The 23,547-nt window shown below is 30.6% G+C and carries 21 protein-coding genes; 13 read left to right on the top strand and 8 right to left on the bottom strand.

Going from position 1 to position 23,547, the window contains the following annotated elements; translation table 11 throughout:
- Positions 1–71 precede the first annotated feature (71 nt).
- The 3 genes from EAG11_RS07160 to EAG11_RS07150 form a co-directional block, all read right to left on the bottom strand.
- Positions 72–1,634: a histidine kinase gene (locus EAG11_RS07160; protein ID WP_129538577.1), complete on the bottom strand. Its 1,563-nt coding sequence runs from the start codon at positions 1,632–1,634 to the stop codon at positions 72–74.
- Positions 1,635–1,862: 228 nt separating this feature from the next.
- Positions 1,863–2,594: a hypothetical protein gene (locus tag EAG11_RS07155; protein WP_129538576.1), complete on the bottom strand. Its 732-nt coding sequence runs from the start codon at positions 2,592–2,594 to the stop codon at positions 1,863–1,865.
- Between the two features lie 589 nt (positions 2,595–3,183).
- The gene (locus tag EAG11_RS07150) at positions 3,184–3,741 is read right to left on the bottom strand and encodes a GNAT family N-acetyltransferase (RefSeq protein ID WP_129538575.1); all 558 of its coding nucleotides are present in this window, start codon (positions 3,739–3,741) and stop codon (positions 3,184–3,186) included.
- A gap of 728 nt (positions 3,742–4,469) precedes the next feature.
- On the opposite strand from EAG11_RS07150, the gene EAG11_RS07145 reads away from it, so the two are divergent.
- From EAG11_RS07145 to EAG11_RS07125, 6 genes are all read left to right on the top strand, one after another.
- On the top strand, positions 4,470–6,221 hold the full coding sequence (locus tag EAG11_RS07145; RefSeq protein ID WP_129538574.1) for a HAMP domain-containing sensor histidine kinase: 1,752 nt from the start codon (positions 4,470–4,472) through the stop codon (positions 6,219–6,221).
- Between the two features lie 76 nt (positions 6,222–6,297).
- Positions 6,298–6,750: a response regulator transcription factor gene (locus EAG11_RS07140; protein ID WP_129538573.1), complete on the top strand. Its 453-nt coding sequence runs from the start codon at positions 6,298–6,300 to the stop codon at positions 6,748–6,750.
- Between the two features lie 20 nt (positions 6,751–6,770).
- Positions 6,771–6,947 (top strand): helix-turn-helix transcriptional regulator, encoded by a 177-nt coding sequence (locus EAG11_RS07135; RefSeq protein ID WP_129538572.1) that lies wholly within the window; start codon positions 6,771–6,773, stop codon positions 6,945–6,947.
- 316 nt (positions 6,948–7,263) lie between these two features.
- Complete coding sequence (locus EAG11_RS07130) at positions 7,264–8,409, top strand: PAS domain-containing protein (protein ID WP_242499282.1); 1,146 nt, start codon at positions 7,264–7,266, stop codon at positions 8,407–8,409.
- On the top strand, positions 8,340–8,486 hold the full coding sequence (locus EAG11_RS22120; RefSeq protein WP_242499281.1) for a HAMP domain-containing sensor histidine kinase: 147 nt from the start codon (positions 8,340–8,342) through the stop codon (positions 8,484–8,486). The genes EAG11_RS07130 and EAG11_RS22120 overlap by 70 nt, the downstream gene beginning before the upstream one ends.
- A 46-nt stretch (positions 8,487–8,532) precedes the next feature.
- Positions 8,533–8,904, top strand: a complete 372-nt coding sequence (locus tag EAG11_RS07125) for a YegP family protein (RefSeq protein WP_129538571.1) — start codon at positions 8,533–8,535, stop codon at positions 8,902–8,904.
- 85 nt (positions 8,905–8,989) lie between these two features.
- On the opposite strand, the gene EAG11_RS07120 is transcribed toward EAG11_RS07125, so the two are convergent.
- Together EAG11_RS07120 and EAG11_RS07115 are read right to left on the bottom strand one after the other, a co-directional pair.
- Positions 8,990–9,166, bottom strand: a complete 177-nt coding sequence (locus EAG11_RS07120; protein ID WP_129538570.1) for a histone H1 — start codon at positions 9,164–9,166, stop codon at positions 8,990–8,992.
- A gap of 283 nt (positions 9,167–9,449) precedes the next feature.
- The gene (locus EAG11_RS07115; RefSeq protein WP_129541046.1) at positions 9,450–10,475 is read right to left on the bottom strand and encodes an LLM class flavin-dependent oxidoreductase; all 1,026 of its coding nucleotides are present in this window, start codon (positions 10,473–10,475) and stop codon (positions 9,450–9,452) included.
- Between the two features lie 257 nt (positions 10,476–10,732).
- Here EAG11_RS07115 and EAG11_RS07110 point away from each other — a divergent pair, with 257 nt between their 5' ends.
- Positions 10,733–11,104 (top strand): hypothetical protein, encoded by a 372-nt coding sequence (locus EAG11_RS07110; RefSeq protein ID WP_129538569.1) that lies wholly within the window; start codon positions 10,733–10,735, stop codon positions 11,102–11,104.
- A 197-nt stretch (positions 11,105–11,301) separates the two neighbouring features.
- Positions 11,302–11,655: a DUF1622 domain-containing protein gene (locus tag EAG11_RS07105; protein WP_129538568.1), complete on the top strand. Its 354-nt coding sequence runs from the start codon at positions 11,302–11,304 to the stop codon at positions 11,653–11,655.
- Between the two features lie 4 nt (positions 11,656–11,659).
- On the opposite strand, the gene EAG11_RS07100 is transcribed toward EAG11_RS07105, so the two are convergent.
- Complete coding sequence (locus EAG11_RS07100) at positions 11,660–12,082, bottom strand: hypothetical protein (protein ID WP_129538567.1); 423 nt, start codon at positions 12,080–12,082, stop codon at positions 11,660–11,662.
- A 344-nt stretch (positions 12,083–12,426) separates the two neighbouring features.
- On the opposite strand from EAG11_RS07100, the gene EAG11_RS07095 reads away from it, so the two are divergent.
- The 5 genes from EAG11_RS07095 to EAG11_RS07075 all read left to right on the top strand — a co-directional run bounded on the left by EAG11_RS07095 (position 12,427) and on the right by EAG11_RS07075 (position 19,643).
- Positions 12,427–14,808 carry a TonB-dependent receptor gene (locus EAG11_RS07095; protein WP_129538566.1) on the top strand — a complete coding sequence of 794 codons (2,382 nt, stop codon included), beginning with the start codon at positions 12,427–12,429 and terminating at the stop codon, positions 14,806–14,808.
- Between the two features lie 406 nt (positions 14,809–15,214).
- Positions 15,215–15,841, top strand: coding sequence for a response regulator transcription factor (locus EAG11_RS07090; RefSeq protein ID WP_129538565.1), 627 nt, complete (start codon positions 15,215–15,217; stop codon positions 15,839–15,841).
- A gap of 175 nt (positions 15,842–16,016) precedes the next feature.
- The gene (locus EAG11_RS07085; protein ID WP_129538564.1) at positions 16,017–17,549 is read left to right on the top strand and encodes an aspartate aminotransferase family protein; all 1,533 of its coding nucleotides are present in this window, start codon (positions 16,017–16,019) and stop codon (positions 17,547–17,549) included.
- Positions 17,550–17,557: 8 nt separating this feature from the next.
- On the top strand, positions 17,558–18,889 hold the full coding sequence (locus EAG11_RS07080) for a lysine N(6)-hydroxylase/L-ornithine N(5)-oxygenase family protein (RefSeq protein ID WP_207209622.1): 1,332 nt from the start codon (positions 17,558–17,560) through the stop codon (positions 18,887–18,889).
- Positions 18,890–19,046: 157 nt separating this feature from the next.
- Positions 19,047–19,643, top strand: coding sequence for a GNAT family N-acetyltransferase (locus tag EAG11_RS07075; protein WP_129538562.1), 597 nt, complete (start codon positions 19,047–19,049; stop codon positions 19,641–19,643).
- A 374-nt stretch (positions 19,644–20,017) separates the two neighbouring features.
- On the opposite strand, the gene EAG11_RS07070 is transcribed toward EAG11_RS07075, so the two are convergent.
- Complete coding sequence (locus tag EAG11_RS07070; RefSeq protein ID WP_129538561.1) at positions 20,018–20,758, bottom strand: heparan-alpha-glucosaminide N-acetyltransferase domain-containing protein; 741 nt, start codon at positions 20,756–20,758, stop codon at positions 20,018–20,020.
- 390 nt (positions 20,759–21,148) lie between these two features.
- A complete protein-coding gene (locus EAG11_RS07065; RefSeq protein WP_129538560.1) occupies positions 21,149–23,542 on the bottom strand; it encodes a TonB-dependent siderophore receptor in 2,394 nt (797 codons plus the stop codon).
- Positions 23,543–23,547: the final 5 nt, after the last annotated feature.

The following is a 23,547-nucleotide window of genomic DNA, read 5'->3' as shown; positions in this document are numbered from 1 at the left end:
ATATTCCATCTGTTACGTTAAAAAAAACTAAAACGGAGTGAGTGGCTTTTTTTTGGGAGTGAATGCTTTTTTTAATCAATTAAGGGTAAAATACAGACAAAAAAATCATCCGTTTTAAATGTCTCAAAATCGTTTTTAGAATAAAAATTATAAATACTCTTTAAGTATTTGTGACCAAATTTAGATTCCTTCTCGAAGTTTTGTTTTTCGTTTAGAGTATTGGTAATGATTACCATGTTTTCTTTAATAATAATTGTTATTTTTAAAGGGTTTTCATCAGAGGCAATATTATGCTTAATTGCATTTTCTATGGCAATCTGGAAAGATAAATAAGGAACTTTTTTTAACAAAGCGTTATTGTCTTCAATTGTAATTGTAAATTCAAACTCTTCCTTAAATCTAGTTTGTTGTAAAAAAATATATTTCTCAATAAAAAGAAGTTCCTCCTTAAGACTAACAATATTTTGTTCTGGTGGATTGATTAAATACCGATAAATTTTAGATAAATTCAGTGTGAATTTACGTGCTACTTTGGTATTACTTTCAATTAACATATAAAGAGAATTCAAAGAATTAAATAAAAAATGTGGATTTATTTGTTCCTTTAATTGTTGCAATTGAATTAATGCTTTTTCTTTCTTTATTTTTTCATTTTCTAAACTTAATTTATTTTTTTCTTTAGCCAAATCTTCTTTTTCTTGAAAGCTTTTACGCGTAAAAATCGCAAACAAATAAAAGAATACAAGTAAGATGGCTGTAGTTATAAAATAAATTAGTGACGCATACTTTTTTATAGCGTTTACATCTTCATTAGCAATATTTTCAGGAAAGTTTACACAAACATACCAATCAGTATCATCTACCTTTAGGCGTTGTGTATACCTAACAATATCTAATTTTAAGTATTCTGAAAGAGCGGTTCTTTTGGTGAAACCCTTTTTGGGAGCAAAGATTGTATCTGATGCAACGACATCAGTTATTTTAAAAACATTTTGTTTAATAAATTTAATTTCGGGATGATAGAGTATAGTTCCGTCTTTATCAAATACAAAAGCATAATTTTCGGCCAATTGATCTACAGTTGAAAAATAGAAACGTAATTCTTTTAAATCAATATCATAACCATAACGTACTATTTCGCCATTTATAGCTTTAGACTTAATATAAATGCGCCAAAAAAAGTTATCACCATCTTTAGTAATAGTATTGAATTTGTCTTTGTCACCATTTTTAGCGATAAAATCATTTATCTCAGCTGTTAAATTGGTGTTTTTTTTAGAGTTGCTAAATTCTATTTTGCCATCATTTATCTGAAACCAATTGTTCTTTACAAGATTTTGATTGGCGTGTATGGCACTTAATACTTTTAAATTATCCGATAAATTGTTAGAAGTACTAATTTCAATAATTTGGGTTATTTCTTTTTGAACTTCTAGAAAACGTGAAAATTCCAGTGCTAGAACTTCTTGTTTTTTAATAAAACTACGTAGTGAATTGGTCGAATTTGATTTTTCGGATATTTGCGTTATTAAACTGCTTAATATGTAAATAGAAAACAAAGTTAGGACTACGAAAACAATTCCTAGAATAAAGAAGTTACGCCTAGAAAGGCTATGTTTTAAAGTGAATTTCAATGCTGTTCCTTAAAAATAAGGGATATAAAGACCCTTAATGTAATGTGGTATTATTTTTTATAAGGCTGCAAATCTAGTGTTTTATTTCGAAGAATAAATGTTAATTTGTTCATAATGAAGATAAAAGGAGGGAGCTATGTACAAGAAAAGTCTAATTAGTAACAATTAGACTTTTCAAATTATTCAGATTAACTTATAATATCGACTGTTCAATAATATTTAATTTTCTTATATTGAAACGACACGGAACTGTCCTTCATAAGTGTTATTTTTTCTTGGAACAAAATATCCTATTGTTTTTACATTACTCCTATAAATTGTACCTATGCCCTCAAAAAATATATTACGATTAAGGACACCGTTTATTGTGAGTTGAACTGTCATAGCTCCACTACCGCGATGATAAAAGTCAATATGATCATATGAGTAGCCAAATGTTAAACCTATTAATGTCGAAGAAACATTTCGAATTCCACTTTCACCATAAGTATTTTGCAACTCAAACCTTTCATATTGGAACGATATAAACAAAGACATATTACGCTTAAAAAGACTGAATAATTGAGGTACAGGAACTTCTGTTTGAAAAGAAGTATATCCATAATTAGTCCCGTCATAATACCTATTATTAGAGTAATCAGAATTTGAAATTTCAGAGAATTCTTTTGAATTAATATTATTTATAATTTCTTTATTTTTTTCTAAATATATTTCATGAGACATTACATTCTCTAAGTCTTTTAGAGATTCAACTGTAATAGCATTACTACTATCGATTGTGTATGAAAAAATAACATTCGCTGGATCTAAACCTAATTCTTCAAATTTTTTAAGAATAAGTTTCTTCTTATCGGCTTGTGTTGTATTAATATTGTCTAAATTGTCGCTGTCTGAGTCAGAGCAAGAATTAATGGATATGAGAACCATTAATGCAGTAAGAAATAATAGAGTTTTTTTCATAATCAAAAAAATAATAATTAAAAAGTTGTTATAAAAGCAAACAAGATATCTTGATGATTATTCTAACGCAAATGATTCAAGCTATACGAGATTATCCTCAATGTTTTTGTCAATAATATTTTGCAAAATTTATAAACTCATAACAAAGAGAATAATTTTCAAATTATTTTTTTGATTCAATAAACGTTATACTTAAGAAAGTTAAGATTATTTTCGAGCTTATTAATTTTATAAGAAAAATATTTAACTTTCATTTAGGTTTTGAGTAATTTGTAAAGAATGTTTTACTTTTAACATTGCTAATATACTGTTTTTTTATGTTCAATATATTTTTTGTAAGTTAAATATTGTAAAATATTTAACTTACTCACTTGTCAGTGAGTACGCTATAAAAAAAAGGCTCAGAATTTCGTGAAATAAATAATGAAATTATATTATTTGAGTAATAATATAAAAAAATAATGAAGGTCAAAAAAGTGAATAATAATATGACAAAGGAGTTATTGTTTTGCACAAGATGTAAAGCGATATATCTAAGCTAATAGTTTGATTTGAGCAATGACAAATAAAATTAAAAGAATAAAAAAATCTACCCTTTTATCTGAAGGTGTTCCAGTCTTTTTCCAACTAATGTTTTAACCCCTACAGGCTTAAATCCTAATTTTAAATATAGTTTTTTAGCATTTGGATTTCCTTCATCCACAAGTAAACCAAGAGTTTTATGCTTTTTTGTTACGTATTCGTCTATCAAAAACTGTAATAGTTTAGAGCCAATACCTTTTCCTTGACATTTAGGGTTAACGCCTAATGTATCAATATAAATTTCACCTTTTTGAGTTTCGTCTTCAGGATTGAAATTCTTATTATAATGTGTTCTAACATATTGTGCAATAGGTTCTCTCAAGAGATGCAATTTAGCTCCATCATATATATTTACAGCAGCAACAATTTCATTGTCATCTTCTACTACAAAGCAATTTTTATAAGAATATTGATTATTTTCTTTTTCTACAAAATGCAATAAAAAATCTTTAGCTTTGTTATAGTCTTCTTTACCAATAAATTTATATACTATATCTTCCATTGCCAACAACAAATATGTTACAATATCATTTGAATCGTTTATAGTTGCTTTTCTTATTATCATAACCAATTATTTTCGTTTTGGCAAAAATACCTTAAACTAGTATATATACCAAAATCGGATACATATATTAAGTTTTATTTGGGTTTTTTCTTGTAAATTAGTTTCATCAAACAATTACGGAATAAAATTATATAAATAATAATTGCTGATTTTTAATTTAAATATGTTTATCTTTTGTCTTAAAAATAAACAATTAAATAAAGCATTTAAGATAGCAACAAGCTTTTAGATAAAAGTTTTTGTAAAATTTGTAGGAATCATTTTTTTTGGCTTAAATTGCAATCCTATTCTTATTTTTTATAGAATTAAAGGATCTCAATTTGTAGAATAAGTTCTAGAGTTAGATTCTCTAATGTTCTACATAATGATAAAATTTAGCGGTTTATTTTTGCATAATATCCTTTTCATAAAAAAGAAATTTTATTTCTATATAATTAAAATATGTAAATTGTATTAGCATTTTTATTTTTAAATTTAATTAAGAGAACTCCCCCCAAATCTCTATTAAATAGTTGTTATAGTTTTAGTTTAGTATTAATTTTTACATAAAAATAAGGTTATCAATTAAGCTTGTTTTTTTTATTGTAAGTCATAATTTAATATTTTAAAAAAAAGCAGTATCTATTTTAAATTGTAGTACATGATGCTACATCAAATACCTATATTAAAAGCATTTATTATGAGTTAGTAATTTTTGACTCATTTTTTATCTTAAAAAAATATATATTTTGATTGAAAAAAATTTGATAAGCGATAGATTTAGTTTTGCAAAACTAAAATTTGAACATAGAAAAGTAATTCATTATACTTTGCTGGCATTTGTTATTCTATTACAAATTATGGCGGTTATAATCTGGCATAATGAAACTACAAATGAGGATAAAATGTCAAAATATTTTGACTCAATAAGTAATTTAGGAAACCTAAAGCAACTGACCAATGAGATAAGCGATTCATTTATCAATTCTCAAAAATATTACAATCATTATATAAGTAATAAAGATGAAGCTTCGTTAGAAAAATATTCGGCTTCATTAATGGAGACAGGCGAATTGGTTAATAAACTGAATGATGCTACTGAAAAAAATATAGAGTTTAAAAAAGTATTAATTGAGAAAAGTAAATCAGAGTTGGGTATTCTTGCTCTAAAATCAACAATTGACTCTATTATTAATCTGCAAACCGAACCAAAAAATCAAGAAGCTTTAAATATATTAGATTTTAAAAAATTTGAGTATAATAAAATTCTAGATAGCATAAAGACAGATTCTTATATGAAAATCGACAGTGTTTCTAAAAAAGGTCTTTTTTCTAGATTAGGAGATGCGCTGGCTGGGAAAACAGAAGTACAAAAAGAACAGTTAAAGATCATTGTAACAATGAAGTATAATGACAAACTTGTTTCTGGAAGTATTGAAGATCAAATTAAGAACGTCTTTTTGACAACTAATAAATACTATGAAAGTCAGTTTAATAATTTAAAAAAGACATTCACAAAGCTCAGAAACCAGGATTTAAAGCTTACAGAACTCAATAGTAAATTATTAAATCTTAGCGCAACGGTATTACCTAATTACAGTAAACCTATTAATGAACTTCAGGCAGATTCTCAAAAGAAATTAGAGAATCAATACAAGTCAAATATAACAGTTAGAAATTACACATTATTAATTTTAATAATACTAATGTTTATTGTTTCTATTATACTTTTTAGCTTTACTAGAATAGCTTTTGAGTATGAGAAAAGATTGACTATAGCTCAGGATCAGATACGTCAGAGTTTAAGTTTTAAGAACAGGATTATGGGTATGATAAGTCATGAAATTAGATCTCCTTTAAGTATAATTTCTATGTATAGCAAGAAGATAAGCTCTTCTATACAAGATATTGAAATTAAAGATACTTTCAAGTCTATTCAGTTTACCACTAATTCATTGCTTTTATTATCAAATCAGATTTTAGAATATTCTAAAGAAGAAAACTATGAGCTCAAGCTAAAGAACAAAAATTTTCACTTAAAAACAGAAATAAATCAAATCATTGATTCCTTGTCTTCACTAGTAGAAACTAAAGGAAATAAAATAGAACTAAATTCTAATTTAAATTCTGACGATGAAGTATATTCTGATGCAACAAAAATTCATCAACTCTTTTATAATATAGTTGGTAATGCCAATAAATTTACAGAGAACGGCCGTATAGCTATTACTATCGATCTGGATAAAAATTCTGATTATGAATATAATTTAAAAATAGAAATTCAAGACACTGGAGCTGGTATTCCAGAAGAAAACTTGAAGAATATATTTGATTTGTATTACCAAGGGAATGTTTCTAATAAAATGAATGATTTGGGAGTTGGTTTGGGACTTAATCTATGCAAAGAAATAGTTGAATTATTTGATGGTGAAATCAATGTGGAAAGCGAAGAAGGAAAAGGTACAAAAGTTGTATTTAATTTAATTTTAAGTCCAGCTTAAAATACTACAGAAACCACTACTGCTTTTTAATATTTACGAATAATAAGCAGGGTGTAATTAATTTAATAGAAAGATAATGAGCGCTTCAAACAACTATAGTTTTTTAATTGCCGACGACCATGTTGTAGTTCGTCAGGGAGTTGGTATGATTATTAAGGAGCTGTTTATGAGTGCAACAGTTTACAAGGCGGCAACTTTTATAGATACATTTAAAATTTTAAAAGAAGTAAAAATAGATTTATTGATTTTGGATGTTAATTTCCCTGATGGCAATAGTATAAATATTTTGACAGAAATTAAGGTGATTCAGCCTGATATAAAAATTTTGATATTTTCTGCTTTAGAAGAAAACATCTACGCCATGAGGTATCTTAATGCAGGTGCATCTGGTTATTTAACTAAAGAAAGCTCTGAAGATGAAATGAAATTGGCTATCAATTCAATGATTTCATATGGTAAATATATAACTCAAAATATAAAAGATAAAATACTTGACTCTTACATTTCAAAAAACCAACAAATCCGTTAGAAGCTTTATCAAATAGGGAGATGGAGGTAGCTTTATTATTTGTTAAAGGATACGGTAATCTAGAAATACTGGAGTTATTAAAAATAAAAAAAACGACAGTTAGCACCTATAAAAATAGAATTTTTGAAAAATTAGAAGTAGATAATTTAGCCGAACTTATAAAGATTTTTCAATTATATCATGATGAAACTACTTAGTTTCAAAGGCTTTATTATTTGTTAACATAAATATTTTAAAAGTGAAGGTATAATTCCTTCACTTTTTTTATGCAATAAAGCCAACTAACAAGATTACAATCTGTAGAACAAGTTCTATATTAAGTAGTTTTTAGTACTATAAAGTATTGATTTTATTGGTAATATATTTGTAATGTAAATAATGAAATAAATATATTCTGAGATTTTTTAATGTGTTTTTTGATTTTATTGCAATTTATTAAAATGATTTTGAGAGAGTTTATTTTGCTCCATGAGCATCTTAAATTAAGTATTAATTAGTTTAGAAATATATGATATGGTATACGATTTTTACAACAGAGGTAGTTCTAATGCTATAAAAAATATTTGCTCAAAATCTCGTGAAGATAAGAGTGCTGTTTTCTCAGATTTTTTTTTTAATGCATCAGAATTTAGAGCTCAAGAGCTAAAGCTAAAAGTTTTAGAAGAGCGTTTTAGATTTGCTTTAGAAGCTTCAAATACTGGAGTATGGGATTGGGATATAAGAACAAATACTGTTTTTTATTCTTCTCAATCTTTTAAAATACTCGAAGTAAATTCGGCCGCTATTTTTGATAATCCAGAGCGTTGGGATGAGATTGTACATCCAGACGATTTGGAAGAGTATTATGCAACAATTAAAGAGCATTTTGAAAATCATACTCCATTTTATGAAAATTACCATAGAGTATTAACTTCTAGCGGAAGATACAAATGGATTCTTGATAGAGGAGAGGTAATAGAGCGTGATAGTAATGGTAAACCTTTGCGAGTTATAGGTACTCATACAGATATCACCTCACAAAAGGAAAAAGAATTAGAATTGGTTAAAACTATGAAACTGTACAGTGAAAAGAATAGCCAGTTGCTGAATTTTTCACATATAGTAGCTCACAATTTAAATTCGCATGCAGGGAATTTAAAATTGCTATTAGATATGATTGATGCAGAAAATAAAAACATAGAGAATAGTGAAGCTTTTAGCTATTTGCGAACGGTATCTGATGATTTAAATAAAACAATTACTGATCTATCTCAAATCGTTAATATTCAGAATAATGTAAATATTGTTGTTAAGCCTTTAAACTTAAACAATTATTTAAAGAAAGTACTAAATGTTGTTAGTGCATACAACTATAGAAATTTAGGGACAATTATAAACAATATTCCAAAAGATGCAATTATTAACTTTAATCCAGCTTATTTAGAAAGTGTTTTATTGAATTTTTGTACTAATGCTATTAAATATGCTCATCCAGAAAGAGACTTAATAATTGAGTTCAATTTTTTTATCGATAATGGAAAAAAAGTATTGACGATAACTGATAATGGTCTGGGTATAGATCTAAAAAACACGGGCATTTGTTATTCGGAATGTATAAGACATTTCACAAACATCAAGATGCACATGGCATCGGTTTATATATCACTAAGAACCAAATAGAATCAATGAATGGAGCTGTAAGCGTTGAAAGTGCAGTTGGGGTGGGAAGTACGTTTACAGTAACATTCAATGATTAAAATAATAGCATAGCTAAAATATAAAATATATAATTAATTTTTAAAAATGGAAAAATTTGTAATTGTAAAAAACGAAAACGATGAGTTTCAATTTTATTTTACTGACAATAACGGAGATACAATTTTAAGAAGCAGTGGATACACCCGAAAATTTATGTGTGAAAAAGGAGTTGAATCTGTAAAAACGAATTCACAAGACAGCACTAAATTTTTCAAAAAAACAATTTCAGATGAGAAGGTTTATTTTAATTTAAAGGCTTTTAACGGGAAGATTATCGGAATGAGTAAAATGTATGAAGATAGGATTTCGCGTGATAAAGGAATAAATTTTTTGAAAGAAAAAGCACTGAATGCTCCTGTAGAAGATCAAACTAAATCAGCTGAAATCAGTATAAATACATCTTCTTTAGTATATTAATATTTAATTGGTTAGATAACTTACTTAAACAAGAAGATTAAAAAAGCCCTCTAAGATTTCTTAGAGGGCTTTTAATTTGATAGAATTATTTTTTTGATTCTTCTACAGAAACTTTTCTAAATTCTTTCAATAATTTCTCTAATTCTAGAGTTGATTTACGAGCTCTTGGTCCTGCAGCTTTTACGCCTTTATCCATTAGAGACTCATATTCAGTTTTGAATGTTTCGAATTCAGTTGTAATTTTGGCGAATAAGTCGTTCATGATATGCTTTTATTTAATTAGAGCGCAAAAGTAAAATTTTGTTTGTAAGAACTAAATATTTTGCTGTTAAAATCATCATTTTTTTTACGACCTAATATTCTACTTCAAATTGTTATTGTAAATACATAAAAAGTGCTAAGTCATTGAAAATATTGCGATAATTTATCAGTTTTAATAAACTATAATAAATTGACTTTTATTAATCTCTTCTAATTAATGTAAATAGTTTACTAAATTGTTTAAATTTTGTATTGTTTTATGCTTTCAAGAAGAGGAAAAACGCTTACTCAGCCTTTCTAATTAGCGGTATGACCTTTGTTCCTATTAATTCTATTGCGTTCATTAATTGCGTATGAGTAAGTCCAGCATTATCCATTTGAAAAGTAAATCTCGAAATGCCACCAAGTGATTCACTATGTCTAATGATTTTTTCAGCTACTTGTTCTGGATTCCCTACAACCAAAACTCCTTTTTCGTCGATAAGACTATCAAACTGTGTTTTTGTAACAGGAGGCCAACCGCGTTCTTTTCCAAGTTTGGTCCAAAGTTCGGCATAACCTGGATAATAATCAGTGATTGCTTTTTCATTCGTACCACCTACATAACCTGGCGAATGCAAGCCTACTTTTAATTCTTTGGGAGTAAATCCTGCTGCTTTACCAGCTTCTCTATATAAATCAATTAACGGACGAAAACGATGTGTTTGTCCTCCAATAACAGCAACCATTAATGGTAATCCAAGAGTTCCTGCTCTCACAAAAGATTCAGGAGTTCCGCCAACGCCTAGCCAAATTGGTAATTTTTCTTGTAATGCTCGTGGGTAAACAGGAAGGTTATTTAAAGCAGGACGAAATTTACCTGACCAAGTAACAAATTCATTATCTCGTATTTGCAGCAAAAGTTCCAATTTCTCTTTAAAAAGTTGGTCGTAATCATTAAGATTAAACCCAAATAGAGGATAAGCCTCTATTGATGATCCACGTCCAACGACAATTTCTGCTCGTCCTTTGGAAATTAAATCCAGAGTAGCAAAACTTTGATACACACGGACAGGATCTGCGGCGCTTAAAACACTCACTGCACTTGATAAACGTATACGACTTGTTTTTGCTGCAGCTGCGGCTAAAATTACTGCCGTTGCAGAATCTAAAAATTCTTTTTTATGATGCTCGCCAATACCAAATATGTCAAGACCTACCTGATCAGCTAGTTCAATTCTTTGTAATAATTGCTCCATTGCATCTACGCTACTTAGCGTATTATTATCTCCGTACATTGCAGAGGCAAAACTGTCTATTCCTATTTCCATCATACAGTAAAGATACTAAAATTTACTATGCATTATTATAGCAGTTTATACGTATCAGTTAGCATAATTTAGACTAACAAACATAGTACTTATTTAATACTAGATTATTTTTAAATTAAAATGGTCAAAAAGGTAAATGTTTAAGTAGCACTAGATACCTACTTATTTAAAGTTACAATCTGGCACAATATTTGTTTTTATTAAAACAAGGGAAATTCCTTATGAATAATAAAATTAATTTGATAATAGTATATACAATGAGAAAAATACAATTAGCTGGTGCAATTATGATTGCATCCTTAATCATCACTTCTTGCAAAAACGAGTCTAAGGAATCGGAACTTGATAAAGAATCAACAAGTATACCAAGCACAGAAGTGGCTGCTTCTACAGAAATTATTACTGATACTGTTACTAACAGTGAAGGAATCCAATTAATTACAAACTTCAATAATGAAAAAGGTACGTTGACTATTGATTTAAGTGGTGAAAAGATTGAAATGATTCAAGACACTACAGCTTCTGGTGTTAAAGCTCATAATGATAATTATGAATACACTAATTGGCATGGTGAAACAGAACTTAAGAAAGATGGAAAAGTTATTTTTTTTACTAAAGACAAAGAATAATTTTTCTAATATTTTTACCTTTTAAAAATAATAAAGGTCAAAAAAAACATATAAATGGAATTTAAGTAATGACTTAGATTCCATTTTTTTTTGATTAGAATGTAATTAACTAGTTTTATATAATGCCTAAAAGATTTGTAGTTATATGAGGTAATTTACTTATATTGTACTTATTAATACATTGAAAATAAGCTAAAATGGAAGTGGTAAAATTATATATAGAATATGTAGCGAAAGGAATTGAAATAACTGGTATTATCACTATAATTATTGGAATTGTGCTAGCGATGGGCAAGTTTATTTTCTCACTTCAAGGATCAGTTCCACGATCCTATAAAATATTAAGACAAGAACTCGGAAAAGGAATTTTATTAGGTTTAGAAATTCTTGTTGCCGGAGATATTATTGGAACGGTTGTAACGGAGCCAACAATGGATCGCGTGCTTTCGCTAGGAGTTATTGTGTTAATTAGAACTTTCTTGAGCTTATCGTTGGAAGTAGAAATCGAAGGGAAATTTCCTTGGCAAAAAAGTAAAGAAATAGAAGAATGATTAATTATTCATTTTTTTGAGATCCATATTTTGCCAGATTAATTTTTACTTGTTCATTTCTTTGTTCTGCGTATTGTTTGTAGACTTTATCAAATAGTTGATCATTTTCCAGTATAGCAATTTTGGCCTGAGCAATAAAAAAATCTAAATCATCTTTATATATACCACCTATAACTTTTCTTACAGTATAGGTTTCTCCAGAAGCTCTCCTTTTTTTAGTAACAGTTATAAAAGAAATGTTGTTTCGTATATCTTTTCGCGCAGCTTCAGATCTTGGGCTGTTATAAAATCGATATTCAGGATCAAAGAATCCTGAAATAGCATCATCATTTAGTCTAAAAACTTTATTACAGAAAACGCTAAGCGCTACGTAACCATTTTCGTCAGATTGTCCTTTAAAATCTGAAATTTGATAAGGTGTTTTCATTTAATTTATTAGGATAACTAATTTTGTGCTCTTTTAAAAAACAGATTAGTTGTAGGTTCATAATTTAAGAATAAAATTATAAAAATGGTTATTTAAAAGCAAATAGTAATTTATCATTGAGGTTGGAATAATGGTGATAAAAACGTTATTAAATAAAACATTCTTGTTATCATTTGATTCTAAATATTTTGATGTTTGATATAGAATATATTTTAGAAAATTTTTAACACAAACTATGTAGAATTAATCTAAATAATTTTTGTTAAAGGATTATTAATATTTACATTTGCGTTGTTTTTATTTAGAACCAATAAAAACAAGTAACTAACCAAATTTAAAAATTAATGAAATATCATAATTCAAAAACGACACAGATCGTATTTATTATTGGTTTTCTATTTTCATTCCTTATTTCTTTTGCACAACACCACCACCAAGGAAAAATAAAAGGGCAAATAACCACCTCTAACGGAAAACCAGTTGCAGGAGTAAATATAATTCTTAAAGTTTCTAAATTTAGTACTACAACAGGTGCTGACGGAAGTTTTAAATTTGATAAAGTGGGTAGTAATATTTATACTATACAAGCATCTTTAAAAGGATATGAAACTATAGAACAGGAGATAAGTGTATCAAATAACGGAACAACTACTCTAAGTTTATTATTAAAAGCTTCTAATGCGAAGCAAGTTAGAGATGATTCTCAACTAGATGAGATTATAGTTTCGGCAAGCAGAAAGGTTGAAACATTATCAAAAACTCCTTCATCTGTAACGGTAATAAAGGCAAACGATATAGACAACTTATCGATAGTAAGTCCAAATATTGCTAATGTATTAGCATATGCAGTTCCTGGTTTAGGTTCGGCAACTAATAATACTGGAAATTACGGTCAAACGTTAAGAGGAAGAAATCCTTTGGTTCTTATTGATGGTATTCCGCAATCTACACCTTTAAAATCAGCAGGTAGAGAAATTCGCTCGATTGACCCTTCGGTTATTGAACGCATCGAAGTTATCAAAGGCGCTACAGCAATTTATGGTAACGGTGCTGATGGTGGTTTGATTAATTACATTACAAAATCGGGTAAGACACAAAATAAATTTTCTGGATATAGCGAAGCAGGCACTAATGGTAATATTAAAGGAGATAGCGTTATTGGTTACAGACTTTTGCAACAGTTTTATGGAAAAATGAAGCGATTTAATTACTTCGTAGGTGGTGTTTATGAAAAAACAGGCGTTTTTCGTGATGCAAAAGGTGAAGTTATCTCACCTGAATATGGATTAGGTGAAACTAAAACTTATAATGTTTTTACGAAACTGGGATACGACCTTACAGATAAGCAAAGAATTGATTTTATGTACAATTATTTTAGTTCTAATCAAGATTCTGATTTTATACTTAAAAATGGCGTTTATGGTGTAAGTCCTGCAATTGGCGTACTAGGAAATAGATTAGGTTCGGATGAAGGTACTCGCTATAATCACAATATTAATTTACAGTATATAAATAAGAATATTTTTGGAAAAACTAACTTAACTGCTAATTTATATTATCAAGATTTCTTAACCATCTTTTCTAATTCTGCTTTTTTTTATGGTACTGGGCAATCACAAACAGCATCTACTAAAAAGGGAGTAAGAGTTTATTTAAATACTCCAGTCATAATTTCTACCAATGTTACAGGTGACGTAACTTACGGTTTTGATTTACTAAATGATAAAACAAATCAAAAATTAGTTGATGGTAGAGTTTGGGTTCCAAACATTGATATGGTTAATCTAGCTCCTTATGCACAGTTATCTACTCATTTTTTTGGTGATTGGACACTTAAAGCAGGATTACGTGCAGAAAACATCAAAATAAATATAGAAGATTACAATACACTTGCAACAGGAGCTAATGGAGCAGGGAGCGTGGCTGTAAAAGGAGGAGAGCTTAACTATGAGGCATTCGTTTTTAATGCAGGCTTAAGATATTCTAAATTTAAATTCTTCAATCCTTTTATAAGTTTCTCTCAAGCATTTTCAATATTTGATTTAGGTAGAGTACTTACCGCAGCAAAACAAGATGCTATCTCTAAATTAGAAACTGAACCAATTATCGTTAATAACTACGAGGGTGGTTTTAGCAGCCAATTAGGGAAGTTTAATATGAGTGCAGCGTATTATTACAGTACTTCTAAACTAGGAACAAACTTAATTCAAGTTGATGGCTTCTTACTTGCTGAACGCTTACCAGAGCGTGTTTGGGGTTATGAGATTCAAGCCGATTATCAAGTAATTAAAGAACTTACGATAGGAGGAAATTATGCCTATGTTCAGGGTAGAGGAGATAAAGATGGTGATGGTCGTTTTTATGGAGATAATGATATTTATCTAAAATCGAACAGAATCCCTCCAGTTAAAATGACAGGTTATGCAAAATTTGGTAACGAAAGGTTAAATGTAGAAGTATATTGGATGTATGTAGGTGATCGTGATTATTTTAAACCAAATGCCAAAGGAGCTTACGCTATTGGTGAAGGGCCTATTAAATCATTTAATTTGTGGAATTTAGCTACAGCTTACAAAGTAACTAGTCAAATTAGAGTGAAACTTGGTATTGAGAATCTACTTAACAAAGATTATTATACTACAACTTCTCAATTTTATGGCACAAATGCCAATTATACTCGAGGTAATGGAACAAGATTTAATCTAGCAGTTGGTTACAGTTTCTAAAACAATATATTTAGTATTATAAAAATGTTCCTGGTATTTTATCAGGAACATTTTTTTATTCTGAAAGTTTTTTTTAAGATTCTTAAGGACAAAGATTCAAAGAAACTGAGAGTAGTGAGTCTGTTAGACAATTGGCTATAAAAGGATGCGAATGACACGGATTTGCAAAAGAAAAGACGCTGATAAAAACAGATTTTAATAGTAACATAGAGGGAAATCCGTGTTATCTGTATTTTCGCTTTAGCGAATCTATTTTATCCGCGTACAATTCCTTAAACTTGCCATCAAGGTTTCTTTTTTTGTACTTAGTTTCTTTCTTTGTATTCGCATAAGTGTTAAAAATTAATACAATAATGTGATATTTATTTGTTATTTTTGTTTAGACCAAATCTAAACAAGATGAATAATGAGAAATTTCCTGATTGCAGATTCTGAAAACTTGCATATAATCGGATTGAAACAGACGCTAAAAAAGTTTGTGAAGAAATCAAGTTTAACCGTGGTAGGCTCAAAAGATGAACTAATTATTCATCTGGAGAAAAATACAGTGGAGTATTTAATTATTGATCCGAATAATATTTTTTTATTTTATGATGATGATTTCAAGCAGCTACGGCTGAACTCTCCAAATTGTAAAATTATCATTTTATCTTACTTTAAGAATAAACAAACGATTAGTAGTTTTCTCAAAGAAAATATTAATGGATTTATTTCAAAGGACTGTCAGGAGCAAACTATTTTTGATGCTTTGTATAAAATCGAAAACGGTGAACGTTACTTATGTCCGCAAATATTAAATATTCTTGTTGATGTGCTTATTTCACCAGCATCTGATTTAAAAGAGAAACTAACTTTTAGAGAGTCTGAAATCCTAAAGCAGATTGCTAAAGGTAATGATGGAAAAAGCATTGCTTCCAACCTTTTTATAAGTATTCATACATTTAGAACTCATAGAAAAAATATTATGAAAAAAACGGGCAGACATACCACTCCAGAGCTTATTTTATATGCAATTGACAGAAAATTAATATAATTCAAAACTAAGTAAATAATCCTTTTTTTTACCAATTTTATACTACATATGTAGTATTGCTAGTACCTCTTTTGTATAATTTTATTTACTATTCGTATAGTATTGACTTTCGTTTTCATGGGATATACTTTTGTTAAAAACTATTCTTTAGAATCAATCTAAATAAAACAAACCAATGGAAGCACGCGAACAGATAACCACAATTGAATTAAAAAAGGTTTTAGAGAAAAAACATGACAAGCACATTTTTTCTAATAATAAAAAAGCCATTTCTCTTTATAAGAAGAGCATGAAAAAAACAATTAAACTAATTGCAAATCATTTAGAAAGCAGAGATACTCCTTTTACAGGTGCAAGTATTTCTTCGATTAAAGAAAAAATTGATGCAATAGTCCTTGAAGAAAAAGATCAGGGAAACAGTTTAGAATATGTTTTAGACGAGCTTAAAGGCATTTACCTAAATGACTGTATTCATTTTCATAACCCAAAGTACATCGCTCATTTAAACTGTCCAATTTTAACACCTACACTTGTTGCAGAAGCGTTTATCTCTTCTTTAAACTCGTCTATGGATACCTGGGATCAAAGTACCGGAGCCACTTTTATCGAATTGAAGCTGATAGACTGGACGATTGAAAAATTGGGTTATCCGGAAAGAGCAGATGGGATTTTCACAAGCGGAGGAACACAGTCAAATTTGATGGGATTACTTTTAGCGAGAGATCATTTTGTGAAAAAGAATTATAATATGGACCCTAAAATGGACGGGCTTCCTGCAGATGCATCAAAATTTAGAGTTTTATGTTCTGAAGTAAGTCATTTTAGCTTAAAGAAGAATTTAAGTTTATTAGGATTAGGTCAAAATGCAGTTGTTCCTGTGGCAGTCGATACTGATTTTAAAATGAATGTTCAGGCTCTGAAAAAAGTAATTCAGCAACAGAAAGATTTAGGAAATATCCCAATAGCAATTGTAGGTACAGGCGGCACTACAGATTTTGGTTCAATTGATCCATTAACCCAAATTGCAGCAATAGCAAAAGAGAATAAATTATGGTTTCACGTTGATGCGGCCTATGGCGGCGGATTATTGATCAGTGAGAAGCATAATCATAAATTAGATGGAATTGAGCTTTCAGATTCTGTTACTATAGATTATCACAAAACCTTTTATCAGCCAGTAAGTTCAAGTGTTTTTTTTATGAGGGACAAATCGTATGTAGATTATATAAAATATCACGCGGATTACCTGAACTCAAAAGAACAGGAAGATGAGGGAATTCCAAACATGGTGAAGAAATCAATACAGACTACCCGCAGATTTGATGCCTTAAAATTATGGTTTACTCTAAGAATAATCGGAACAAAGGGACTAAGCACCTACATGGACAAAGCGATTGATAATGCGCTATTTACTGCAGATTTCTTAAGAAGGAGAGATGATTTTGAAGTAATTCATAATCCTGAAATAAGCACAATTGTGTTCCGCTATAAACCCTGGAAAACGGATGAAGGATCTTTTTGTAGCTTAAACAGTTACATCCGCAAAGCCATTTTTAATGAAGGAAAAGCCATTATAACCAGTACAAAAGTCTATAATGAAGTATTTCTGAAATTCACACTTCTTAACCCTCTTACAACTCAGGCTGATATTGAAGAAATTATAAATTTAATTGTTCTTCACGGTCAGGAATATACATTGATAAATTAATACCCCTCATGGAAAATAAAATATACGACTTTATAGCTGTTGGTGTTGGACCTTTTAATTTGAGCTTGGCCTGTCTCACAGCGCCAATTGAAAATCTGGATGGTTTGTTCTTTGATAAAAATGAATCTTTTAACTGGCATCCCGGAATGCTATTGCAGGATACCACTCTTCAGATTCCTTTTTTGGCTGATTTAGTAACACTTGCAGATCCAACTAGCCCTTTTAGTTTTCTGAATTATATAAAAGAACAGGGCAAAATGTACTCGTTCTACATTCGTGAAAACTTTTTATTGTTAAGAAACGAATATAACCAATACTGTCAATGGGCAATCAAGAAACTCCCAAATGTATTTTTTAGTACAGAAGTTTCGATGATTGAATATGATGATAATGAGTCTGTTTACATTGTGAGTACAGTTTGCACTAAAACAAACAAGATTACTTATTACAAGACAAAAAGGATAATTTTAGGTACGGGAACTGCACCACATATTCCTAAATCCTGTCAAACTCTTAAAGGAAAAGCAATTCACTCGTCTGCTTACGTGCAGAATAAAGCAGCATTACAAAAAGAAAAATCGATTACCGTTTTAGGAAGTGGGCAAAGTGCTGCCGAAGTTTTTAATGATTTATTGCAGGAAATTGATGTGTACGGATATCAGTTGAACTGGATTACACGCTCGTCCCGTTTCTTTCCAATGGATTACAGTAAACTTACTTTAGAAATGACCTCTCCTGAATATGTGGATTACTTTTACAATCTTCCCGCTGAGAAGAGAGATTATTTGTTAAAAGAGCAGAAATTGCTTTACAAAGGAATTAATAAAGACCTGATTGAAACTATTTTCGACACTATTTATGCTAAAAAAGTGATTGGAGAAATTGATGTGAATTTAAGAACAAATGCCGCTTGTATAAAAGCCGATTTTGACAAAAGTAAACAATCTTTTGGATTGGAATTGCATCAGACCGAACAAGATAAAAAATACCGTCATGTTACCGACGCATTAGTTTTAGCAACAGGTTACGGTTATAAATTGCCCGTTTTCCTGGAAGGAATTACTGATAGAATTCAATGGGATGATAAAGGACGTTTTGCTGCCAATCGAAATTATAGTATTGACAAAAATGGAGGAGAAATTTTTGTTCAGAATGCGGAATTACACACGCATGGATTCGTTACGCCCGACTTAGGGATGGTTTGTTACCGAAATTCTTATATTATCAAAGAAATTACGGGTGTTGAGTATTATACAATTGAAACAAAAATTGCTTTTCAGGAATTTGGTGTTGCTGTAGCTGAAGTTGTAGAGTCTAATGTTTTTGAAGAGATTCTGTAAATAATGCTCTGGTTCTACGGTCTGCAGCTATTTGATAATAAGACTGTAATCGACTGAGATAATCTTGGTTGTTGTTTCACCATTTTTATGGAAAGTGTAAGATCAGATTATGTCACATCCATTAAAAATAATAATAAGCTTAACTTGATAAGAGATAATGAATAATAAAATAATTGATATAGAAAATAAAGCTGTTTCTGATATTGTTTTTGTCAAAACAATTCCTGGTATGGGCGTTTTTGAATTGCGTCCAATAGACTTAGAAACTGATATGCCTTTGCTTCATGACTGGGTGAATCGTGAATATGCGGTTTATTGGGGAATGAATGGGTTTTCTTTGCAGGAAGTGTACGATTCGTACCGAGAAATTCTGGAGAAAACGGATGTTTACATGGGTGTTTTTAATGGTGAAATTTCCTTTTTATTAGAATGTTACAATACCGAAACAGATTGTATTGGAGAGTACTATAAAGTAGAAAAAGGGGATAAGGGGATGCATATTTTAGTAGCGCCCTTAGAAATACCCGTAAATAAGTTTACCTGGACGATTTTTACCGTAATACTGGATTTTATTTTTTGTGATGCTAAAAACCAACGTGTTGTTGTTGAACCTGATGCACGCAATCATAAAATTCATGCATTGAACAGAAAAGCCGGATTTGTGTTCCAGACTGAAATTGATTTGCCTCACAAAAAAGCACATCTTGAGTTTTGTACACGCGAGGATTATTATAAGGCTTTGCAATCAGTTTAGATGTAATATTTTGGAGTTATCAAATAATAAGTATTGTAGTTTTAATCCAAAGTGATTAGGGCGAAAGTCAATGCTTTTTTTTGTTAAATACAACGATAAGCGGATTCAGAAGTGGATTCGCTTATTTTTTGCGGTTAAGAATGAAGCTTCTTATAGGTATTTGTTCATTGTACAATCTCATGAATATACTTTTTGTGCATTATTTTAGAAACTTAATAAAACAAGGAGGTAAAAATTGCACTTTGGTTTTTATGACTTCGTAAATTTAACCTGAATAAAAAAATGCAGAGACCATATTAACTATGTTCTCTGCATTTTTTATTTACTGGAATGTACTGTTTACAATTTTTATAGTAAATCCTGATTCATTGGTTTTATTTTTTTATCATGAAATAACAGATCAAAACGAATACAATCCACAAAATATAGACTGTAGCCAGAGAGTAGCCATAATTAAGTAATGGACTATCTTTGCCATAAGAAGCCGTCGTTATTACCATCGTTTGTAATGGTTTTCCATTAAAGCATAACCAAATCATAGCTGCTAAATGAATGATAAGGGTACTGAAGAGATAGGTAAACAAAGGAATCTGTCCTAATGTAAAAAAGAAATTAGCAACTCTGCCTTTCCAGTTTTCTGCATAAGCTAAGAACAAGAAAATCGGACCTAATGTAATCGCCAGAAAATCGAATGAAGCTGGATATTTCGTGAGATTAAAAAACGACAGTAGACTGATTAGGTCTGAATTTCCTGCTTTCCATGGGAAAGATTCTCCGTATCCATTTAGGGCACGCAATAAGAAAAATAATCCAATAAGAGTAAAACCACTGCACAACAGTACTTTTTTTCTAATTACTAGTGAACTTTCTGACCTGCAAAAGAATCCAAAAAAATAACCCAGTAAAAGAACACCTAACCAGGGGAGTAGCGTATAATTTACAATATACAAGCTCTGACCATGAGGTATAAATTTTTGTTGATGCAACAAATACCAGAAAATAGCATTTATAGAATCTCCTTTCATTTGCAAAGAATCCAGTAAATGATGCGCTATTATAATAGTCAAAGCGATCGATAAAATTAACCTTCTGTTGAAGTATTGTAACCCTGCCATACAGTATAGGCATAAACCCAATGAACCAATGATAAAGACACCAATCGTACGATAATAGGGATCAAACGTATACAGAAAATTGTTTACGAAAATTTCAATAAGGATCAGTGCACTGCCAAGTTTAAATAACTGCCATACATTTTGTTTTTTGGTTCTCTTACCCATCCAGTGAAATAATTCAATACCAGCTATAAAGAAAACTGTTGGCGCAAAATAATGGGATATAAACCGGGCAAAGAACAAAGAGAAAGTGGTATGATCTAAATCTGACGGATTAGTGTTCCAGTAATGAAAAAGAGTCGGGTATGATCCAGAATAGCAAAAGTCATCACTACTCCCAATAATATTCTTTGGGATTTAAAAGCGCGCTGATCGATATGCTCCATCTAACTAAAATTTATAAGTAAAGTTGATCATAAAATTGCTTGGTTTTTGTGGACGTGCATAATAACCGTCACTTACCCAATATTGTTCGTCCAGAATGTTATTAGCTTTAATACCAATTCGATATTTCGGACGGTTGTAAAACACAGTTGCATCAAGAAGATTATAGGAGTTAAGTGTAAAGGTATTTGTGTTGTCTATAAAAGCATCAGAAACATAAGAATTCCCAATTCCGAGTCCCAATCCCTGAGCTTTACCATTAACAATAGTGTAACTAGCCCAAAGATTAACCACATTTTTTGGAGTACCTGCAGCTCTTTTGCCTAATACATTTTCGGCTGCCTTGGTAAACTCGTTATCATTATATCCATAACTAGCTACATAGTTGAAACCTGAAAAAGGTCTTCCGATAATTTCTATTTCAAGTCCTTTACTTTTTTGCGTTCCGTCTTGGATAACATAGGTTCCCTGAGTTGTTACATCATTTCTTAAACTGTTTGTTACATCAATCTGGTAATAGCTTACAGTTGCATTGAGTTTGTCTGATAAATCAAGTTTAACACCACCTTCCAGTTGTGCAGCCTCTTGGGGTTTAAAAACTGAAACTTCTCCATTTGGCTGAAGTTTGCTACCAATGTTTTTAAATCCATTCATATAATTACCAAAAACCGCTACTTTGTCTTCAACAATTTGATATACTAGACCAAATTTTGGAGAGAGTGCGGTTTGATTGTAGTCACCTACAGTTGTGCGGGATTTTGTATTTGTTGTTCCATCACCAATATAACGATCTACACGTAAACTGGCCATAACTAAAAGCTGATCTGTTATATTTAGAACATCAGAAGCATAAACACTATAAGTAGATTCTTTTGTCTGGTTTTGTCCCGTGTTTCTTTTTGCTAAAATCGATTCAACGTCCTCTATTCTAATCACTGGTGTTGCACCAAGATTATCGAGGTTTGCCGGTTCAAATACTTTACCGCCATACCCCAGTCCGTCATATCGGGTTGATCTGTAACTAGATAAATAATCAAAACCGACAACAAGTCTGTTTCTGAGGTTCCCGATTTTAAAATCTCCTGTAAAATTTTGCTGGAAATTTTTTCGCACTGTTTTTTCATCTGTAAATGTTCTTAATACGCGATCTACAGATGAGCTACTTTGCCAGATGAAATCAAAAATATAAAGATCATCGTAAGAACCACCGCTGTAAGCATATCTGGACTGAGAGGTCCATTGGTCAGAAATTTTGTATTCTGCATCAAGCAATACGTTGGTAGAAGCCTGTTTGCTTACGAGAGAGTTGTCATTAAGTGATATGCGATAGTCCAGATTAAGATCTTTAAAGCTAGTTAGCCCCAATGTAGGAGAAGTAATCCATCCGGCTGGAGTAATTCCTTGTGCACTTTGAAAATCAGCATTCAGCGTAAACTTCAAGCGGTCAGATACCTGATAAGTAATGCTTGGCGCAATAAGTAAAGTAGCAGAGTTTCCTTGATCCTGAAAGGTATTCTCGGTCTGACGAGCTACGTTTAATCGAATGAGCAAACCTTCGGCATCCTTAACTGGGGTATTGATGTCTAATGTCATACGGCTCAAGTCCCAACTTCCCATGGTATAGCCTATTTCGCCTCCAAAATGATCGTATGGCTTTTTGGTAATGTAATTAACAATTCCTCCAAATGAGGTCATCTGTGCTCCGAAAAGGGTAGAACTTGGACCTTTATAAGTCTCTACACGTTCTACAGCAGCAAGATCTACACCTGTGCGCAGATAAGTCGCCATTCCATTACGGAAATTTTCACTGGTTTGAAAACCTCTCGAGAAAAAAGAGGGCATTCCAGCCCCCGTTTTTGCAGGTGCAGCTCCCGGAACATTTCTAAAAGATTCTTCGACTGTTAAAGCCATTTGCTCTTTGATAAGTTCTTTGTCTACTACACTATAAACTTGTGAGTTTTCAAGGTTTGAAATGGGAAGCCTCGACACATACTCACTTTTCTTTTTTGAAGTAATTTTATATTTATTACCTACAATAAAAACCTCATTAAGAATTTCGGCATTTGCGGTAAGGTTAAAATCCAATAAAATTTCCTCCCCAGTTTCTACGGTAACCGTTTTTGTCTGTGGGGCTAACCCCATGATATTGACCGTAAGGGTGTTCATTTTTGATGTAAGTTTATCAAACATATACCAACCATCCTTGTCTATTTTTACACTGTATTTTCCATTTAGGTTAACAGTGCCGTACAGTACCTTCTTTCCGTCTTCTGTCATAACCTGACCCTTGATGACCCCTAATTGGGTTTGTTGTGCCTGAGTTTGTAAAGACAATAATAAGAACGCAGCAGTAATAAGCAACGCGGGTATGTACTTGTTTAATGATGTAAAATAATTCACGAAAA

Source organism: Flavobacterium sp. 140616W15 (assembly GCF_003668995.1).
In the GTDB taxonomy this organism is placed as follows: Bacteria; Bacteroidota; Bacteroidia; order Flavobacteriales; family Flavobacteriaceae; genus Flavobacterium.
This window is presented reverse-complemented; position numbering and strand designations above follow the sequence as displayed.

Bases quoted from the DNA above. Each gene is read 5' to 3' on its own strand.
- EAG11_RS07120 (WP_129538570.1), bottom strand. From the start codon at position 9,166: ATGAACGACTTATTCGCCAAAATTACAACTGAATTCGAAACATTCAAA.
- EAG11_RS07130 (WP_242499282.1), top strand. From the start codon at position 7,264: ATGGTATACGATTTTTACAACAGAGGTAGTTCTAATGCTATAAAAAAT.
- EAG11_RS07100 (WP_129538567.1), bottom strand. From the start codon at position 12,082: ATGAAAACACCTTATCAAATTTCAGATTTTAAAGGACAATCTGACGAA.
- EAG11_RS07150 (WP_129538575.1), bottom strand. From the start codon at position 3,741: ATGATAATAAGAAAAGCAACTATAAACGATTCAAATGATATTGTAACA.
- EAG11_RS07075 (WP_129538562.1), top strand. From the start codon at position 19,047: ATGAATAATAAAATAATTGATATAGAAAATAAAGCTGTTTCTGATATT.
- EAG11_RS07070 (WP_129538561.1), bottom strand. From the start codon at position 20,758: ATGGCAGGGTTACAATACTTCAACAGAAGGTTAATTTTATCGATCGCT.
- EAG11_RS07155 (WP_129538576.1), bottom strand. From the start codon at position 2,594: ATGAAAAAAACTCTATTATTTCTTACTGCATTAATGGTTCTCATATCC.
- EAG11_RS07080 (WP_207209622.1), top strand. From the start codon at position 17,558: ATGGAAAATAAAATATACGACTTTATAGCTGTTGGTGTTGGACCTTTT.
- EAG11_RS07090 (WP_129538565.1), top strand. From the start codon at position 15,215: ATGAGAAATTTCCTGATTGCAGATTCTGAAAACTTGCATATAATCGGA.
- EAG11_RS07095 (WP_129538566.1), top strand. From the start codon at position 12,427: ATGAAATATCATAATTCAAAAACGACACAGATCGTATTTATTATTGGT.
- EAG11_RS07135 (WP_129538572.1), top strand. From the start codon at position 6,771: ATGGAGGTAGCTTTATTATTTGTTAAAGGATACGGTAATCTAGAAATA.
- EAG11_RS07115 (WP_129541046.1), bottom strand. From the start codon at position 10,475: ATGGAAATAGGAATAGACAGTTTTGCCTCTGCAATGTACGGAGATAAT.
- EAG11_RS07125 (WP_129538571.1), top strand. From the start codon at position 8,533: ATGGAAAAATTTGTAATTGTAAAAAACGAAAACGATGAGTTTCAATTT.
- EAG11_RS07140 (WP_129538573.1), top strand. From the start codon at position 6,298: ATGAGCGCTTCAAACAACTATAGTTTTTTAATTGCCGACGACCATGTT.
- EAG11_RS07085 (WP_129538564.1), top strand. From the start codon at position 16,017: ATGGAAGCACGCGAACAGATAACCACAATTGAATTAAAAAAGGTTTTA.
- EAG11_RS22120 (WP_242499281.1), top strand. From the start codon at position 8,340: ATGTATAAGACATTTCACAAACATCAAGATGCACATGGCATCGGTTTA.
- EAG11_RS07105 (WP_129538568.1), top strand. From the start codon at position 11,302: ATGGAAGTGGTAAAATTATATATAGAATATGTAGCGAAAGGAATTGAA.
- EAG11_RS07110 (WP_129538569.1), top strand. From the start codon at position 10,733: ATGAGAAAAATACAATTAGCTGGTGCAATTATGATTGCATCCTTAATC.